The organism is Bradyrhizobium sp. 45 (genome assembly GCF_023073155.1).
GTDB classification, from domain to species: domain Bacteria; phylum Pseudomonadota; class Alphaproteobacteria; order Rhizobiales; family Xanthobacteraceae; genus Bradyrhizobium; species Bradyrhizobium canariense_D.
The window spans coordinates 1-16,701 of the sequence record NZ_JADPIX010000064.1; the positions used below are offsets into that span (position 1 = coordinate 1).

Genomic DNA, 16,701 nt, shown 5'->3' on the forward strand with positions numbered 1-16,701 from the left:
GGCTCACGATCACGCCGAGCTTGCGCGCCCGCATCAGGATCGATTCGGGATGGGCCTCCGGCTCGAATGCCGTCGGCGTCATCACGACGCGCGCGATCGCCTTGCCGCGCTTGGTGAAGTCGGCGATGACATCCTCAATGTCCTCGACGCCGCCCAGAACCGGGACGTTGCGGATGGACTGGCCGCGATCGGCACTCGACGGTGAGAGCACCCCGACCGGCCAGATGTGCTTGATCGCCCCGCTCTCGATTCCGCGCAACAGCACCTCGGCATCCGCGGCGCGGCCGATCAGCAGCGTCGGCGCGGCATCCCCGATGCGGGCGCGACGCCGCACCCGGGTATAGCGGAAATAGCGGTAGGTCATGCGCAACGCGCTGAGAAAGGAGATCTCGAGGAACCAGTAGAGGACAATGGTCACCTTGCCGAGGAAGAAGGCGCCGCGGACGTTGGGGGCGACGAAGATGTAGTCGAGCACCAGGAGCGCAACCGTCAGCACGGTCGCGACGCGGATGATGTTCAGCGCGTCGGGCAGCGAGATGAAGCGCCATTTCGTCGTGGTCAGGTTGAAGACGAAGAACACGACCACGCTGAAGGCGAGGAAATAGGGCAGGATCTCGATCAGCAGCGGCAGGCGGTCGAAGAAACCGTTGCCGCCCTCGAAGCGCAGATAGAAAGCGGCAAACAGCGCCGCCGTGGTCGCCAGCAGATCGTGGAGCGCGATCATGAGATTGCGCAAGGTGAGATGCGAAAGACGCGTCATCCGCTGGCCGATGAAAATCCGTTGAGGTGCAACCTGACCGCGCTGATAGCCCATGTCGATAGAACTTGCCAGCAAGGGCGGAGACGATGCCGCCGATCTGCGTGTCCCATGGCGAACAGAGGGGTGCTTCAGGCCTGACGGAATTGCAGCGTCGCCGAGACAGGAACTATCATTCGGCCAGTTGCAGTTTCTCACCTCGCCCGGCCGGTATGGTATAATATTACTAGAGATGCCCAGTCTGGCTTTGCGGCGGCGTGGCATGAACAAGGATCTTCGAGAGTTCCGTCGCCTTGAAGAATATGCACTCGTGGGCTACTCAAGGTCGCCGAAGATTGTCGACGGGCGGCCGCAGAGGAGGCGCAGCAGCTTGCACATGCTCACAAGTTTCGCCTCGGAAGCGGAGAGAGGCCTCGGTCAACGGGTACCCTTTGACGGCCTTCGCTGCCTACCTACTATCGTGATCGGCCTCGTGTTCTTCATCGCTATCGCGCTGTATCTCTCATCCTAATTGCCGGTTTATGGACTCAGGGCCGCGTTTTGTCATGATCGACCGTGCCCGACTCGCCCGCGGGTGGGGGGCTGCCAAAGTCCTTTGCGATCGCAAGAGCGGACATTAATGTATGAGCTGCTGCCGGTTTGATGGACACCGAGATTGGGTGTTTCATGAAGCCGGAGGGTGCCATGCAGAGACGAAGGTTCAGTCGGGAGTTCAAGCTTGAGGCGGTCAAGCTGATCAGGGAGCGCGGGGTATCGGTCGCACAGGCTGCCCGTGACCTGGACGTGCACGAGAACGTGCTTCGCAAATGGGTGAAGGAGTTCGGCTCCGATCCGGTGCAGGCCTTTCCGGCCATGGGCAAATGAAGCCCGAACAGCAGGAGATCGAGCGGCTCCGCCGCGAGGTCAACAAACTCAAGGCCGAGCGAGACATCCTAGGCCGCAGCCTACTTCGCGAGGGAAGCGACATGAAGTTCGTCTTCATCGCGAAGCACCGGAGCATCTGGCCGGTGGCATGGCAGCCTGGCAACGGGTGATTCCTCTTTGGCGAGAAGAACCATCCATCACCGGCCAGCCGCGATCACCAGACGGCGCGGTCCGCTCGGATCGCGCCGTCGCCGGGCTCGTAACTCCGGTCGGGCTACGCCCTCCCTGCGTCACGAGCCCGGCGAAGCTCTCTCATCCTGATTGACGCTGCACTTCCATCCTGATTGCCGCGCCGCATGCAGGCTTTGCGGGCACGACCGCGCCGGCGGCGTCTACCGAAGGACGAAGGCGATCGGCAGATGCCGAGCGTGCCGTCAAACATCCTGGATCGGAGTTCGAGGCCGAGCGGCCGAACCAGAAGTGGATCGCCGACTTCACCTACATCTGGACCGCCGAGGGCTGGCTGTACGTGTCGGCCGTGATCGACCTGTTCTCACGCCGCGTGGTCGGCTGGTCGATGAGCGCCACGATGACGGCGCAACTGGTCGCGGATGCCCTGCTGATGGCCGTCTGGAGACGCGGCAACCCGAGGGAGCTGTTGCATCACTCCGATCGGGGTAGCCAAGGCGGATTCAAACGGTCGTCGCAACACCAGTTTTTTCACTCATAACAGCAATTCGTCAAGCGCCTCCGCCGGCGTTTTCCAGCCTAGTGTCTTTCTCGGTCGGGCATTGAGAGCCGCTGCCACGGCGGATATCTCCTCGGCGCTGTGGATGCTCAGGTCTGTGCCTTTCGGGAAGTACTGCCGCAACAAACCGTTGGTGTTCTCGTTGGTGCCACGCTGCCAAGGGCTTTGCGGGTCGCAGAAGTAGACCTGGATACCCGCATCGATCTTGAGACGATCGTGCTGAGCCATTTCGGCCCCCTGATCCCAGGTTAGCGAGCGACGGAGCTCTTCAGGTAAGGTGATGACGGTGCGCGTGATCGCGTCGCGCACGGCTTCAGCCCCGTGTCCCGCGAGCGCAGGTCCGTTCTTCACGCGCGGAGCTTCGCCATGCCACGCCAACCGGGGAAGGTGCAATAGCATCGTGAAGCGCGTCGTGCGCTCGACCAGCGTGCCGATTGCCGAGCTGCCAAGACCGAGGATGAGGTCTCCCTCCCAATGCCCCGGCACTGCTCGATCGGCAGCTTCAGCAGGACGCTCACTGATCATGATCTCCGGGGAGACAAAGCCCTTGCCTCGCCTGCGTACGCGCGCTCTGGGCATCCGTAATACACGCCCTGTTCGCAAGCAGGCCGTCAGCTCGCGGCGCAGCACCCCGCGGCCCTGAACGAAGAGAGCTTGATAGATAGCTTCGTGGCTGATGCGCATCGTCTTGTCGTCCGGGAAGTCGATCGGCAAGCGTCGGGCAATCTGCTCAGGGCTCCAGGCTTTGGCCCATCGCCGATCCTTGCGCGGGCCATGCCGGCGGCCCTTCCACGGAACGGAGGGACCAGGAACGGGAGCGCCGGTCGGGGCTACGACGCCGCCAGCAAGTTTCTCCTCCACATAAGTGCGCAAGGTCGCATTGAGCGCAAGCTTGGTCGGCTTGGGCCGGCGAGCAGATCGATCCGCATGCCATTGGGCAGTTGTTGCCCGATACTCCAACCCGCCGCCGCGGGTGGCCGCATTGTGCCGCAGTTCACGGGAGATTGTCGAAGCAGCCCGCCCGAGGCGACGTCCGATCTCCTGTATGGAATGGCCCTGCACCTTGAGAAGTGCGATCTCCTCGCGCTCAATCAACGAGAGGTACCGCCCGGAGAGCGCCTTTGCCGAAGTTCTGAACATCGCTGGTGGCATGCCGCCCGCCTTTCGGAATAATCTGCCTCCGACAGGTTGTGACAATCCGGCTTCGAGTGCAGCAGCTTCGCTGCTTAACCCACCGGCAATAGCCCGCCAAAATTTGTTCTGCTCATTGCGCCCTGCAACAGACGGCCGTCCTGGCGACGGCAATGGGGCTCGTCCTGACCGCGCCGATCGGCGCCTTACAACGTTCATCGCAACCTCCTACCTCCGAGTGTTGCGACGACCGTTTGAATCCGCCCAATACAGCAGCGAGCAGTTCCAGCGATTGATGGCCGACAGTGGCATTGTCTGCAGCATGAGCCGATCGGGCAATGTGTGGGACAATGCTGCCATGGAGAGCTTCTTCTCGTCACTGAAGACCGAGCCCACAGCGCGCAAAACCTATCGCACCAGGAACGAGGCCGAGGCAGATGTGTTCGACTACATCGAGCGCTACTATAACGCCATCAGACGTCATTCGACGATCGGGTATCTCAGCCCCGTTGAGTTCGAGCGGAAGGTGGGATTAGCTTAACCAGCCGTCCACTGAACCGGCAGCAGCTCACTTGGCGTTCCGATGTTGAAGAGTAGAGGCAGCTCGCCGCTCTGGACGCCGCGCCAGAACTTCTTCTCGGCGGTGAGGAGCAGATGCTGATAGAGCGGATCGCCGTGGATTTTGATCTCAACCCATTTGCCACCGCCGGTGATGATCGAGAGTACCGAGTTGCGGGACGCGGTCACCCACATGTTATGCTGCAGCTGTGCCATATGCCTTTCGGCGGCGGCTTCTTCGCTGGATGCCAATGGCAGCATGAAATTGGCCTCGAAGACCGCTCTGGTCTGCTCGAGCATGCCATCGAGTGTTGCCGCCATCCAATTGTGCACGGGATGCCGAGCGCGGTTCTGGATGTCCGAGATGGTTTATCCTGTTGCGCCCTGGTACCAGTTGCGATTGAGGCCCTCCGTTAAGGCGGCGGTCATTGAGGTTGAACCTGATGATGTGATTGGGCGCATCGGCGCCGTTTGTTTGAACTGTTGTCACCGGTATCTCCTACGCAAAAACAGGCGGCTTCACTTGCCGCACTGCCTGAGGCCCCGCGTCCGCGAGGCGAGATACCGGCGCTACGATCGAAGGTGGCACCCGGTCGAATCAGTAACGCTCCAATCGCGGATGAAGGCCAGTCCTTTAACGATCTTGCTCGTTTTAGCGGCAGGAATGGCTCTTGTTTTCACGCGCTTAGGGCAAGGACGGGACGAGGCTGACCCTAAAACGACGAAATGAAGCCAATTCACGCATGAACAGCAAAGACCTGGATGCAAAAGGCGCGCTCCCAGCGAACGATGTCGTCCGGTGGCATGACATGTTGAAATGAAGCCCTGATTGTCGGAAGATCGACGGGGCACCCTCTCCAACTTGGGCCTGTCAGATTTGAAGCGTCCCGCATCAGAACCACAAGCTGGGTAGGACCACTGGCAGTGTAGGGTCTCAGGCCGGGGAGCGTCGCGCCGATTGGACGGGCTGCTAGTATTTCAAAGTCTTGGAGGCTGCATGAACAACATTTTCCCATTGCTGGCTGTCGCGATCACCATCGGCTGTTTGTGGTGCGGCAGAACTTGCGTCGATCCCGCCGCGCCGATGACGTTCCTCACTGGCCGGATTCGAGCCTGAATAGACGATTGGCCGTAGAAGCGTCCCTCGCCATACGCAGGCGCATCGAAAAAACCGAATCTGAGCTTGCGCCGTCGGGCAAAACAGTGGTTTATGGGGTGCTGGTCCAATCGCAAATGGAGTCCAGCCAAATGGCCCAAGAATGCAAGGCTTTGTCCGATCTGCCGCAAATACCCAAGCTTAACGGAGAATTCCGAAGGAACTACGGGAAGCTTCTCGGAGCTTTCTTGTATCTCCGTTCGATCAGCGCCGCCCGTGGACGGTCCTTGGTTTGGACCGCGTTGCTTTCAGCCGTTTGCTCCGCGGCGCTGGCGTGGCTGGGGAAGCGGGGTGTCGCTATGAGCTGCAGGTGACCAGCCGGAGAGCAATTGGCCGGTTGAGACGCATGACTGGTGCCTCGCACGAGCCGCCCGGAAAGCTAAAGGTCGTGCAACTGACGACCACTCGATCGATGTTCTCCAGACCTTGCGGTCAGTTCTCGGCCTGCAAAGTGCGGAGACGTAAGCTCTCGACGGGACGGATAAGCTGGCATAAGCAACTGACAGATAAAGCCTCCTTGGAAGTAGCCGTTTTCGGTCGAGGAAGAGATGAAACGAGCGCTTGCCATCGTGATGATGCTACTCTTGCCGACGTCGCTGAACGCCGGATCAACGATCGTGGGCGCTGGCTCGCAATCTTGTACCGCCTGGCTGAATAGAAAGAAGAACTTGGTCGTAAAGGCAGCTTTTGAATCCTGGGTCGTGGGCTTCGTCAGCGGGCTAAACGTGAGTGCCGAAAGGGACATTGTCGGCGGCGGCGATTTCTCCGCGATTGTTGCTTGGATGGACCGGCGCTGCAAATCTAATTCTTCAGATCAAATTGGAGTCGCAGCTCTGGATCTAGCGATGGAATTGGCCGGCAACGCGATGAAGCGCTGATCTGGTAGACCCGCGAGTTGACGCTGTGGCCTTACCAGGTCCTTAGACCGCGAGCCTCCTAAGAGAGGACCAGCCATCCTGGCGCTAAGTGTGGAGTGCGCGCAGTTCATGACAGGATTTCGGAGCCGCCTGAATCGCGGAGACAGATGTGGAGATCAAGCTACCCGAAACAGACCTCAAGTCAGTGCAACGCCTTGGCAGTACTGAACTCAAAGACGAAAGCGGCGGACACGTCGGTCAATACTTTTTCGGAAAGGGTCAGGGCCGGACCGTCTTCCTATTCGGGAAATACAAGGGCACGTTCAAGACCCACGCTGAGTGTCAAGCTTTCATCGATGGCGTGACCGCTGTCATTGATGACAACCGCAGGTCCCGCAGTGAGGCGACTAGTTGACATGAGTTGAGCGATTGGAAGCTTGCCGTCAGCTCTTGGGGCCCAATCGGACGTCAGCTGATTAACTAACGACCCTACGGTATGCCTGCGGCGAAGATCCAGATGTTTGCTGCACTTATGAAGAGACGATCAGCTCTACCGCTCGTCCGCGATCACTTTGCCGTCGTTCGGCAGCGCGCCGGGCCTCACCAGTTCAACCTCACCTCCGAGTTTCGTCACTGCCCGCAAGGTGCCTGCAATCTCCTCGCGCAAGGCATCATTCGCGGTCGCCGTCTCTGCTTTCAGCGTCATTGCATCGGCCTCGCCCTGGCGCGTGACGACGAGGCGTAATCTTCCGAGCGCGGAATGGCGCTTGCCGATCTCGGCGACCTGCTCGGGGCGGACGAACATGCCCTTAACCTTGGTGGTCTGGTCGGCGCGGCCCATCCAGCCCTTGATGCGCATGTTGGTGCGCCCGCAGGGGCTGGTCCCCGGCAGTGCCTGGGTGAGGTCGCCGAGAGCGAGCCGGATCCAGGGATGGTGCGGGTCGAGCGAGGTCACGACGATCTCGCCGACGTCGCCGGGTGCCACGGGATCGCCGGTACCGGGCTTGACGATCTCCATGATCAGATCCTCGTTCACGACCATGCCCTCGCGCGCCACGGTCTCGAAGGCAATGAGGCCGAGATCGGCCGTGCCGAAGGCCTGGTAGGCGTCGATGCCGCGCGCCTTGATCTCGGCCTGGAGCGAGGGTGGGAAGGCCGCGCCCGAGACCAGCGCGCGCTTGATCGAGGAGACGTCGCGACCCGAGCTTGCGGCAGCATCGAGCAAGATCTTTAGGAAGTCCGGCGTGCCGCTGTAGCCGAGGGGGCGGTAGGCCTCGATCAGCTCGAATTGCTGCTCGGCATTCCCGGGACCTGCGGGGATCACGGCGCAACCGAGCGCGCGCGCCGACGCATCGAAGATGAAGCCGCCGGGGGTGAGATGGTAGCTGAAGGTGTTGAGCACGATATCATCGGGCCGGAACCCGGCCGCGAACAGCGCCCGTGCGCCGCGCCACGGATCGGCCTGTCGCCCCTCCGGCTCGAAAATCGGTCCCGGGGAGGTGAAGAGGCGGGCGAACGAACCGGGCGCCGCCGCGACGAACCCCCCGAAAGGCGTGGAGGCCTTGTGCAGGGCCGGCAGTTCCGACTTGCGCAGCACCGGCAGGCGCGCCAGGGCCGCCCTGGAGGTCACGGCGGCCGGATCGACGCCTTTCAGCCGGTCGGCATAGGCGGGCGCGGCCATCGCGCAGCGCAGCACGCCTGGCAGGCGGCAGAACAGATCGGCCTCGCGCGCGGCTTGTTCGCGCGTCTCGAGGGCGTCGTAATGGGCGGTCATGGCTCATCTTTCCGGGTTGGCATCCGTTGCGCGCCGCCGCCGGCATGGGTATCAGACGGCCATTGGCGAGGTTTGAAGAGGACGCGATGGCGGACGAGGGAATCAGTGTGGCGGAGGAGGCGGCGGACGTCGTCGCGCGCCTGAAGCGCCGCATGATCGACGAGGCGCTGCCGCTGTGGTCGACGGTCGGCTGGGACCATGGCGCGGGTGGTTTCATCGATCGGCTGCACCGCGACGGCACGGCGGACGGCGCCGCGCCGCGCCGGGTGTTCGTGCAGGCCCGCCAGATCTGGTGCTACGCCAAGGCGGCGCAGATGGGCTGGTACCCTGAGGGGCGCGCCATCGCACTGAAGGGGCTCGAGCATCTGCTCGCCAAAGCAAAGACGCCCGACGGCCGGCCCGGCTACGTGCACCGGCTGACGCCGGAGGGCGCGGTGCTGGACGGCCGGCGCGACGCCTACGACCACGCCTTCATCCTGTTTGCGCTCGCGGCCGTCTATGCGCTCGACCAGGACGCGCAAATTCGCGCCGAGATCGACGCGCTGCTCGCCTTCCTCGATGGCCATCTGCGCTCGCCGCATGGCGGCCTCCACGAAGGCCTTCCGGTCTCGCTGCCGCGCCGGCAGAACCCGCACATGCATCTGTTCGAGGCGATGATCGCGTGCTTCGACGCGACCCACGATTTGTCGTTCCAGAACCGTGCCGGCGAGTTCTTCGCGCTGTTCCTCGCCAATCTCTACGACAAGCGGACACGCGCGCTCGGCGAATATTTCGAAGAGGACTGGTCGAAGATCGCGCCAGTCAGCGTCGAGCCCGGCCACCAGGCGGAATGGGTCTGGTTGCTGAAGGGGTTCGAACGCATCACGGGCTGCCCGACCGGACAGCGGCGCGCCGAGCTGCTGGAAACCGCGCTGCGCTATCGCGACGAGGCCACCGGCTGCCTGATCGACGAGGGTGACGACGCTGGCAACATTCGCCGCACTACGCGCCGGCTGTGGCCACAGACCGAGATTGCGAAGGCGTGGATCGCGCAGGCTGAATCCGGAGAGGCGGGCGCGGCGGAGGAGGCGCGCATGGCGCTGGCGCGGCTCGAACGCCATTATCTCAGCCATCCCGTGCGGGGCGGCTGGTATGACCAGTTCGAGCGCGACGGCAAATCGCTGATCGACACCATTCCTGCGTCGTCCTTCTATCATGTTCTCTGCGCAGTCACGGAAGCGGAACAGGTATTGGAAGGTTAGAGCCAGCGCTTGCGCCGCTTGAAGCTCTTGAGGTTCTTGAAGCTCTTGCGCTGGTCGCCGGCGCCGCCGAGATAGAATTCCTTGACGTCCTCGTTGTCGCGCAATTCGTCCGCGGTGCCGTCGAGCACGACCTTGCCCTGCTCCATGATGTAGCCGTGGCTTGCCACCGACAGCGCAGCGCGGGCGTTCTGCTCGACCAGGAGAATGGTGACGCCGAGGTCACGATTGATCTTGTGGATGATCGAGAACACCTCTTTCACCAGCAGCGGCGACAGACCCATCGAGGGTTCGTCCATCAGGATCATCTTCGGGCGTGCCATCAGCGCGCGGCCGATCGCGAGCATCTGCTGCTCGCCGCCGGAAAGATAACCAGCCAGTCCGGTGCGCTCCTTCAGGCGCGGGAAATAGCTGAAGACCATGTCGAGATCGGCGCCGACCTCGCGGTCCCTGCGAGTGAATGCGCCGAGCTTGAGGTTTTCCAGTGAGGTCATGTCGGCGACGATGCGCCGGCCCTCCATCACCTGGAAGATGCCGCGGCGGACAATCTTGTCGGGATCGATGCCGTTGATGCGCTCGCCCTCGAACAGGATCTCGCCGCGCGTGACTTCGCCGTCTTCGGTCTTGAGCAGCCCGGAGATCGCCTTCAGCGTCGTCGACTTGCCGGCGCCGTTGGCGCCGAGCAGCGCCACGATCGCGCCCTTGGGCACGTCGAGGCTGAGGCCGCGCAGCACCAGGATGACGTCGTCATAGACGACCTCGATGTTGCGCACGCCGAGGAGAGGCGGTGCGGGTACGATGCCGGGGGAGGGGCGCTCGATGTGAGCCGATTCACTCATGGTCAGTTACTCTCTCGATGTCGTCACCCGCCTTGTGCGCAATTGCGCACTGGGGCGGGGTGACCCAGTATTCCAGAGACGCCGGAGATTCACCGGGAAGCCGCGGCGTACTGGATCCCCCGCTCCAGTGCGCGCTGCGCACAAGGCGGGGGTGACAGTTGTGCGTCGGGCGAAAGCGAGGCTCACCAGCCCAGCAATTCCGGCTTGCGCGGAAGCTCGACGGTCTTGACCTTCTCGAGTTTGATCGCACCCTTGGCCATGAGGTCGTTGAGGTCGCCGTCGGTCGCGCCCGCAATCTTGGTGCGGTAGAGATCGACCTTCAGCGTGCCGCGGTGGTCCTTGTCGGTCCAGGTCGAGGCATTGCAGACGCCTTCCATACCTGCCGGCACCCAGTCCTTCTTCTGGTAGAAGCCCTTGGCGACGTTCTCGCCGGTGGCGCCGCCGTTCTTGGCGGCCCAATCGATCGCCTCCTTCATGTAGAGCGCCGAGCACACCGCCGCGATGTAGTGCACGGGCCGATAGACCTTGCCGGTCGGGTCGGACATCTTCGAGATCTCCATCACGGTCTTCATGCCGGGCGCATCGCCGCCCCAGCTCACAGCGGTGCGCAGCGGGAAGATCACGCCGTCGGCGGCATCGCCGGCGGTCTTGGCGGCGTTCTCGTCCATGCCCCAGACATTGCCCATGAACTGGATGTCGACGCCGGCGGTCTTGCAGGCCTTCATCACCGAGATGTTGGAGGCGGCGGTGTTGCCGAGATAGGCGTAGTTGGCGCCCGAGGATTTCAGGCTCAGGCACTGCGCGCTGTAGTCACCCGGCGCGAGCGCGAACACCAGCGGCGGCAGCACCTCGAAGCCGAGCTCCTGCGCCATGGCTTCGCCGGCGGCCTTCGGCGCGTTCGGATAGGGGTGGTTGGCGCCCATGTGGACGAATTTCGGCTTGCCGGACTTGCCCTTGGCCTTCCAGTCTTCGGCTGCCCACATCAGCATCGCGCGCAGCGAGTCCGAATAGCTCGGACCATAGAAGAAATTATAGGGCGCGGGCTTGGCCTTGCCGCTGATGCCTTCGGGATCAGTGAGGGCGGCGGCGTAGGAGCCGGAGAGATCGGGGATCTTGTCCTGTGCGAGGAAGCCGGTCAGCGCCTCGGTGTCTGCCGTGCCCCAGCCCATGATCGCCGCGACTTTGGAGTCCGGCGCCGACCACTTCTTGTAGAGCGCGATCGCGCGCGGCACCTGGTAGCCATAATCGTTGGTATCGACGTTGAGCTGCTTGCCGCCGACGCCGCCGTTCTTGTTGACCCAGGCGAAGGTGTCGGCGACGGCCTGCCCGTAGGGCGTGCCGACGTCGGACGTGCCGCCGGAATAGTCTGCGAGATGCCCGATCGCGATCTGGGCCTGCGCGCCTGCCGAGAATGCGGCGATCGCCAGCGCAAGTGACGCGGTGCTCAAAAGGGATTTTGTCTTCATTGGTTGCCTCCTCCTGTTTATTTGTTGGTTAGAGAGTTGCCCGCACTCAATGTGAGAACGGGTAGAGTTTCCAGTACGCCTTGATCTGCCGCCAGCGGTGGGCGAGCCCGTCGGGCTCGAACATCAGGAACGCGATGATGATCACTCCGATCGCGATCTCGCGCAGGAAGGTGATGTTGTTGTTGAGCGACAGCGCCTTGTCGATCGCGCCGCCCTTCAGCGTCACGCTGAGGAACTCCATCGTCTCGGGCAGCAGCACAACGAACGCGGTGCCCATCAGCGTGCCCATGATCGAACCGGTGCCGCCGATGATGATCATGGCGAGGAACAGGATCGAGCGTTCGATGCCGAAACCCTCTTGCGACACCACGAGCTGGTAGTGCGCATAGAGAGCGCCGGCGATGCCGGCGAAGAACGCGGCGAGGCCAAATGACAGCGTGCGGTACTTGGTGAGGTTGATGCCCATGATCTCCGCGGAGAGATAATGGTCGCGGATCGCCACCAGCGCGCGGCCGTCGCGCGTGCGCATCAAATTGGTGACGAGGACGTAGCTTGCAACCACGTAGGCGAGCACGACATAGAAATATTGCCTGTCGCCGCGCAGCGTGTAGCCGAAGATCGAGAACGGATTGGCGCTGGCCGGCACCGAGCCGCCGGTGAACCACTCGGCGCGCGAGAAGAAGTCGAGCAGGATGTATTGTGCCGCGAGTGTCGCGATCACAAGGTAAAGCCCCTTCAGCCGCGCCGCCGGGATGCCGAAGATCAGCCCGACCAGCGCAGTGACGACGCCCGCGAGGGGAATCGCGAAGAACACCGGGATCGATGCGCTGTTGGAGATGTAGGCCGAGGTGAAGGCGCCGAGCAGGAAGAAGGCGGCGTGACCGATCGAAATTTGGCCGGTGAAGCCGACCAGGATGTTAAGACCAAGCGCGGCGATCGAGAAGATGCCGATCTGGATCAGGATGCTGAGCCAGTACCCACCGAGGAATTGCGGCACGAGACAGAGCAGCACCACGCCGATGATCGCAAAGTTGCGGCTGGTCGTAGTCGGGAAGATCGTGGTGTCGGCCGCGTAAGAGGTGCGGAAATCACCAGCAGGGATGAGGGCGGGGCCGGCCATGGATCAGATCCGTTCGATGTCGTGGGTGCCGAACAGGCCGTACGGCTTGATCATCAGCACGATGATGAGGACGTAGAACGGCGCGATCTCGTAGAGATTGCCCCAGTGCAGGTATTCGCTGTCGACATATTGCGCGATGTTCTCGAGGAGCCCGATGATGATGCCGCCGAGCACGGCGCCGCCGACGGAATCGAGCCCGCCGAGGATCGCCGCCGGAAACACTTTTATGCCGTAGGCGGCAAGGCCCGACGATACGCCGTTCACGACCGCGACGACGACGCCCGCAACGGCCGACACGGTCGCCGAGATCGCCCAGGCCATCGCGAACACGCTTTTGACGGAAATGCCGAGCGATTGCGCGACCTGCTGATTGAACGCGGTGGCGCGCATCGCAAGGCCGTACTTTGAGGCGCGGAAGAACCAGGCCATGCCGATCATCATCGCGATCGAGACGACGAGGCTCATGACATAGACGGTTTGGATCTGGAGCCCGAGCAGGCTGACGGACTGGCTCTCGAACACGCGCGGGAACGGCTGCGGATTGACGCCGAACATCCATTTCAGCGTCGCCTGCAGCACGGTGGAGAGGCCGATCGTCACCATGATGACCGAGATGATGGGTTCGCCGATCATCGGTCGCAGGATCAGGACCTGCACCGCGATGCCGAACACGAACATGAACACCAGCGTCATCGGCATGCCGATCCAGAACGGCACCTGGTATTTCGCGAGCAAGGTCCAGCACACCCAGGCGCCGACAAGCAAGAGCTCGCCCTGCGCGAAATTGACGACTTGGCTAGCCTTATAAATCAGCACAAAGGACATCGCGACCACGCCATAGAGCGTGCCGACCACGAGGCCGTTGACCAGGAGCTGGATGAGGAAGGCGGTATTCATGAAGTGGTGCTCGCTGACAAATCCGGCGCGCTCTTCCGCTCTCCCCTTGTGGGAGAGGGTGGCTTCGCGAAGCGAAGACGGGTGAGGGGTTGTCTCAGCAGTAAGGGCGCGGAGAGAGGACCCCTCACCCGAGTGGGGTCTTGGCTAATAGCGGAGATGCCCTCTCCCGCAAGGGGAGAGGGCGCATCGACCCGCATCGCGCTCTCGGTTCGAAGTAGGCTCACTCCGCGGCCTCCGCCATATGCCCGGGTCCGCCCAGGTCCACGACCCTCAGCGTTGTACGTACCCTTTGCGTGCTGCCGTCCTGGAAGCGGATCACGGTGTCCACGGGGATGTCGGCCTGGCCGCGGTAGATCGCGTCGATGATGCCTTCGTATTTTTCATTGATGACGCTGCGGCGCACTTTCCGCGTGCGGGTGAGCTCGCCGTCGTCGGCGTCGAGCTCCTTGTAGAGCAGCAGGAAACGGGAGATGCGCTGTGCCGGCGGCAGAGTCGCGTTGACGGTCTCGACTTCCTTCTTGAGCAGCGCATAAACCTCGGGCCGCGAGGCCAGGTCGCTGTAGGTCGTAAACGAGAGCCGGTTCTTCTCCGCCCATTTGGAGATAATGGAGTAGCGGATGCAGATCATTGCGGCGAGCGCGTCGCGCCCCGAGCCCAGCACCACGGCTTCCGCGATATAGGGCGAGAACTTCAACTTGTTCTCGATGAATTGCGGTGAGAAGCGCTCGCCGCGCGAGGTCTCGGCGAGATCCTTGATGCGGTCGATCACCACGAGCTGGCGATTCGCGTTGAAATAGCCGGCGTCGCCCGACAGCATCCAGCCGTCCTTGACGTCGGCGACGCTCGCCTCCGGGTTTTTGTAGTAGCCGAGGAACATGTTGGGATGCCGCACCACGATCTCGCCGACGCCGTGGACGTCGGCATTGTCGATGCGGATCTCGACGCTGTCGGCCATCGGCACGCCGGTGGTGTCGGGGTCGACCTTGCCCGCAGGATGCAGCGTGTAGGCCCCCAGCAGCTCGGTCTGGCCGTAGAGCGTGCGCAGCGGCACGCCCATGGCCTGGAAGAACTTGAAGGTCTCGGGCCCGAGTGCCGCGCCGCCGGTTGCGGCTGAACGCAGGCGGGTGAAGCCGAGGCGGTCGCGCAAAGCGCGGAACAGGATGGCGTCGGCAAAGCCGGAACGCTCGCCCTGTTCGAGCGCGGCAAGCCCGCTCTTCATGCCGATGTCGAACAGGCGCTGCTTGAACGGCGTTGCGTCCATCACCTTGGCGCGGACGTCGGCGGCGATCGATTCCCAAACGCGCGGTGCAAACAGGATAAACGTCGGCGCGATCTCGCGCAGATCGTTCATCATGGTCTCGGGCTCTTCGACGAAGTTGATCTTCATCCGGCACAAGAGGCCTTTGCCGAGTACATAGACCTGCTCCATGATCCAAGGCAGCGGCAGCACCGACACGTATTCGTCGTCCGGCCCTTTCGGGTCGAAAGCGAGATAGGTCGCGCAGTGGCCGAGGACGCGGCCGGCGGCGAGCATCGCAAGCTTTGGATGAGAGGTGGTGCCTGATGTCGTGCAGAGGATCGCGACGTCCTCGCCCTTGGTGGCGTCCACCAGCCGGTCGTAAAGTTCCGGTTCGCGCGTAGCCCGCGCCCGGCCGAGTTCGGCAAACGTCTCCGCCGACATCAAACGCGGATCGTCGTATTTCCGCATGCCGCGCGGATCGGAATAGATGATGTGCTTCAGCTTTGGGACGCGGTCTGCCAGGGTAAGCAGCTTGTCGACCTGCTCCTCGTCCTCGGCGAAAACGAGCTGCGCCTCGCCATAATTGAGGAGATACGAAGCTTCTTCGTCGAGCACGTCGCGGTAGAGCCCGAGGCTCAAGCCTCCAACCGCATGAGTGGCGATTTCCGCCGCGACCCAGTCCGGCCGGTTGTCGCCGATGATGCCGATGACGTCTTGGCGCCCAAGGCCCAGTTCGACGAGGCCGAGCGCGAAATCGCGCACCCGCGTCTGGTAGTCGTTCCAGGTGAACGGGCGCCATAGCCCGAGATCTTTTTCTCGGAGCGCGATTTCGTTGCCGTACTCCGTCGCATTCAGCCGAAGCATTTTGGGATAGGTGTTGGCCTGCGCGACGCGGCCTGCGTAATCCATCATGCCGCGCTCTCCTGCGCCGGCGGAGCATCGTCAGGGTCGACCAGCACCTCGTCCTCTTCGCCGAGATAGGCGCGCCTGACGTGCGGATCAGCGAGCACGGCGGCCGGATCGCCCTCGGCGATCTTGCGGCCGAAATCCAGCACCATGACGCGGTGGGAGATGTCCATCACCACGCCCATGTCGTGCTCGATCATCACCACGGTCATGCCGAACTCTTCGTTGAGATCGACGATATAGCGGGCCATATCCTCCTTCTCCTCGAAGTTCATGCCGGCCATCGGCTCGTCGAGGAGAATGAGGCGCGGCTCCAGCGCCATGGCGCGGGCGAGCTCGACGCGCTTGCGCAAGCCGTAGGAGAGAGTGCCGGCCGGCGCCTTTCGCATCGACTGGAGATCGAGGAAATCGATGATTTCTTCCACCTTGCGGCGGTGCTCGAGCTCTTCCTTGCGCGCGCCGGTGAGCCAGTACAGCGAGCCCGTGAGGAAATTGTTCTTCAGGAGGTGATGGCGTCCGACCATGATGTTGTCGAGCACGCTCATGTGGTGGAACAGCGCCAGGTTCTGGAAGGTGCGGCCGATGCCGAGCGACGCGCGCGCGTTGGGCGTCAGGCCGGTGATGTCGCGGCCCTGGTAGAACAACTGGCCTTCGGTCGGCTTGTAGCGGCCGGAAATACAGTTCACGATCGAGGTCTTGCCGGCGCCGTTGGGGCCGATGATCGAGAACAGCTCGCCTTCCCTGATGGCGAAGCCGACATCGGTCAGCGCACGAACGCCGCCGAATCGCAAGGACACGCCGCGCACTTCAAGACTGGTAGCCACCAAACAGATCCCTCCCGGTGATGGCGCTTTCAGTGGCGCTCTTCGTCCGTTCCTGTCGTGCGATCCTAGTACGACCGTGCCGGTGAGGCCATGCAGCAGATGGTCTCGACCGCAGCCGCGCCGCTCTCGTTCCCGTTTGGGACAAAAGCCGCATCGCCCGAGGTGGTCCTCAATAGGGGAAAGCGCTATTTTGAAATGTCTCCCGCCTGACAATTCTGCGACAAAGTTTTTTGGATGGGGATCATCCATCATTCGTCGGATGGTGGTCGAAAGGGTCATGCTGCATTGCAGCAGAACAGGAGTGACGAACGGTGCGGCTGGCTTCG

General features: G+C 62.6%; 11 protein-coding genes and 4 pseudogenes. 5 read left to right on the forward strand and 10 right to left on the reverse strand.

The features are described 5' to 3' along the window. Positions 1-760 (reverse strand): annotated as a pseudogene (locus IVB42_RS12090) (capsular biosynthesis protein); the annotation flags it as partial. A gap of 681 nt (positions 761-1,441) precedes the next feature. Between IVB42_RS12090 and IVB42_RS12095 the strand changes: the two are divergent. Next, a pseudogene (locus tag IVB42_RS12095) lies at positions 1,442-2,306 on the forward strand (DDE-type integrase/transposase/recombinase); the annotation flags it as partial. Positions 2,307-2,345: 39 nt separating this feature from the next. Here IVB42_RS12095 and IVB42_RS12100 read toward each other — a convergent pair. Continuing rightward, on the reverse strand, positions 2,346-3,719 hold the full coding sequence (locus IVB42_RS12100) for an IS30 family transposase (protein ID WP_247470232.1): 1,374 nt from the start codon (positions 3,717-3,719) through the stop codon (positions 2,346-2,348). Positions 3,720-3,756: 37 nt separating this feature from the next. Here IVB42_RS12100 and IVB42_RS12105 point away from each other — a divergent pair. Then, positions 3,757-4,041: pseudogene (locus tag IVB42_RS12105) on the forward strand (IS3 family transposase); the annotation flags it as partial. A gap of 47 nt (positions 4,042-4,088) precedes the next feature. Here the strand turns inward: IVB42_RS12105 and IVB42_RS12110 are convergent. After that, positions 4,089-4,506, reverse strand: a pseudogene (locus tag IVB42_RS12110) (YqaJ viral recombinase family protein); the annotation flags it as partial. Between the two features lie 1,256 nt (positions 4,507-5,762). Between IVB42_RS12110 and IVB42_RS12115 the strand changes: the two are divergent. After that, positions 5,763-6,092 carry a hypothetical protein gene (locus IVB42_RS12115; protein WP_247470233.1) on the forward strand — a complete coding sequence of 110 codons (330 nt, stop codon included), beginning with the start codon at positions 5,763-5,765 and terminating at the stop codon, positions 6,090-6,092. A 148-nt stretch (positions 6,093-6,240) separates the two neighbouring features. After that, positions 6,241-6,486, forward strand: coding sequence for a hypothetical protein (locus tag IVB42_RS12120; protein WP_247470234.1), 246 nt, complete (start codon positions 6,241-6,243; stop codon positions 6,484-6,486). A gap of 135 nt (positions 6,487-6,621) precedes the next feature. On the opposite strand, the gene IVB42_RS12125 is transcribed toward IVB42_RS12120, so the two are convergent. After that, positions 6,622-7,845: an AMP-binding protein gene (locus tag IVB42_RS12125; RefSeq protein ID WP_247470235.1), complete on the reverse strand. Its 1,224-nt coding sequence runs from the start codon at positions 7,843-7,845 to the stop codon at positions 6,622-6,624. 86 nt (positions 7,846-7,931) lie between these two features. Here IVB42_RS12125 and IVB42_RS12130 point away from each other — a divergent pair, with 86 nt between their 5' ends. Continuing rightward, positions 7,932-9,086 carry an AGE family epimerase/isomerase gene (locus tag IVB42_RS12130; protein ID WP_247470236.1) on the forward strand — a complete coding sequence of 385 codons (1,155 nt, stop codon included), beginning with the start codon at positions 7,932-7,934 and terminating at the stop codon, positions 9,084-9,086. Here IVB42_RS12130 and IVB42_RS12135 read toward each other — a convergent pair. The 6 genes from IVB42_RS12135 to IVB42_RS12160 all read right to left on the reverse strand — a co-directional run bounded on the left by IVB42_RS12135 (position 9,083) and on the right by IVB42_RS12160 (position 16,375). Then, on the reverse strand, positions 9,083-9,922 hold the full coding sequence (locus IVB42_RS12135; protein WP_247470237.1) for an ABC transporter ATP-binding protein: 840 nt from the start codon (positions 9,920-9,922) through the stop codon (positions 9,083-9,085). The two genes, IVB42_RS12130 and IVB42_RS12135, sit on opposite strands and share 4 nt — an antisense overlap. Before the next feature lie 182 nt (positions 9,923-10,104). Continuing rightward, positions 10,105-11,388, reverse strand: coding sequence for an ABC transporter substrate-binding protein (locus IVB42_RS12140; protein WP_247470238.1), 1,284 nt, complete (start codon positions 11,386-11,388; stop codon positions 10,105-10,107). A 46-nt stretch (positions 11,389-11,434) separates the two neighbouring features. Continuing rightward, positions 11,435-12,508 (reverse strand): branched-chain amino acid ABC transporter permease, encoded by a 1,074-nt coding sequence (locus IVB42_RS12145; RefSeq protein ID WP_247455164.1) that lies wholly within the window; start codon positions 12,506-12,508, stop codon positions 11,435-11,437. Between the two features lie 3 nt (positions 12,509-12,511). Further along, the gene (locus IVB42_RS12150) at positions 12,512-13,405 is read right to left on the reverse strand and encodes a branched-chain amino acid ABC transporter permease (protein WP_027519025.1); all 894 of its coding nucleotides are present in this window, start codon (positions 13,403-13,405) and stop codon (positions 12,512-12,514) included. Positions 13,406-13,625: 220 nt separating this feature from the next. Further along, on the reverse strand, positions 13,626-15,557 hold the full coding sequence (locus tag IVB42_RS12155) for a long-chain fatty acid--CoA ligase (RefSeq protein WP_247470241.1): 1,932 nt from the start codon (positions 15,555-15,557) through the stop codon (positions 13,626-13,628). Further along, positions 15,554-16,375, reverse strand: a complete 822-nt coding sequence (locus IVB42_RS12160) for an ABC transporter ATP-binding protein (protein ID WP_247470243.1) — start codon at positions 16,373-16,375, stop codon at positions 15,554-15,556. Before IVB42_RS12160 ends, IVB42_RS12155 begins: the two co-directional genes overlap by 4 nt. Positions 16,376-16,701 lie beyond the last annotated feature (326 nt).

Coding starts and splice junctions, on each gene's coding strand:
- IVB42_RS12145 (WP_247455164.1), bottom strand. CDS start 12,508: ATGGCCGGCCCCGCCCTCATCCCTGCTGGTGATTTCCGCACCTCTTAC.
- IVB42_RS12125 (WP_247470235.1), bottom strand. CDS start 7,845: ATGACCGCCCATTACGACGCCCTCGAGACGCGCGAACAAGCCGCGCGC.
- IVB42_RS12140 (WP_247470238.1), bottom strand. CDS start 11,388: ATGAAGACAAAATCCCTTTTGAGCACCGCGTCACTTGCGCTGGCGATC.
- IVB42_RS12115 (WP_247470233.1), top strand. CDS start 5,763: ATGAAACGAGCGCTTGCCATCGTGATGATGCTACTCTTGCCGACGTCG.
- IVB42_RS12100 (WP_247470232.1), bottom strand. CDS start 3,719: ATGAACGTTGTAAGGCGCCGATCGGCGCGGTCAGGACGAGCCCCATTG.
- IVB42_RS12130 (WP_247470236.1), top strand. CDS start 7,932: ATGGCGGACGAGGGAATCAGTGTGGCGGAGGAGGCGGCGGACGTCGTC.
- IVB42_RS12135 (WP_247470237.1), bottom strand. CDS start 9,922: ATGAGTGAATCGGCTCACATCGAGCGCCCCTCCCCCGGCATCGTACCC.
- IVB42_RS12155 (WP_247470241.1), bottom strand. CDS start 15,557: ATGATGGATTACGCAGGCCGCGTCGCGCAGGCCAACACCTATCCCAAA.
- IVB42_RS12150 (WP_027519025.1), bottom strand. CDS start 13,405: ATGAATACCGCCTTCCTCATCCAGCTCCTGGTCAACGGCCTCGTGGTC.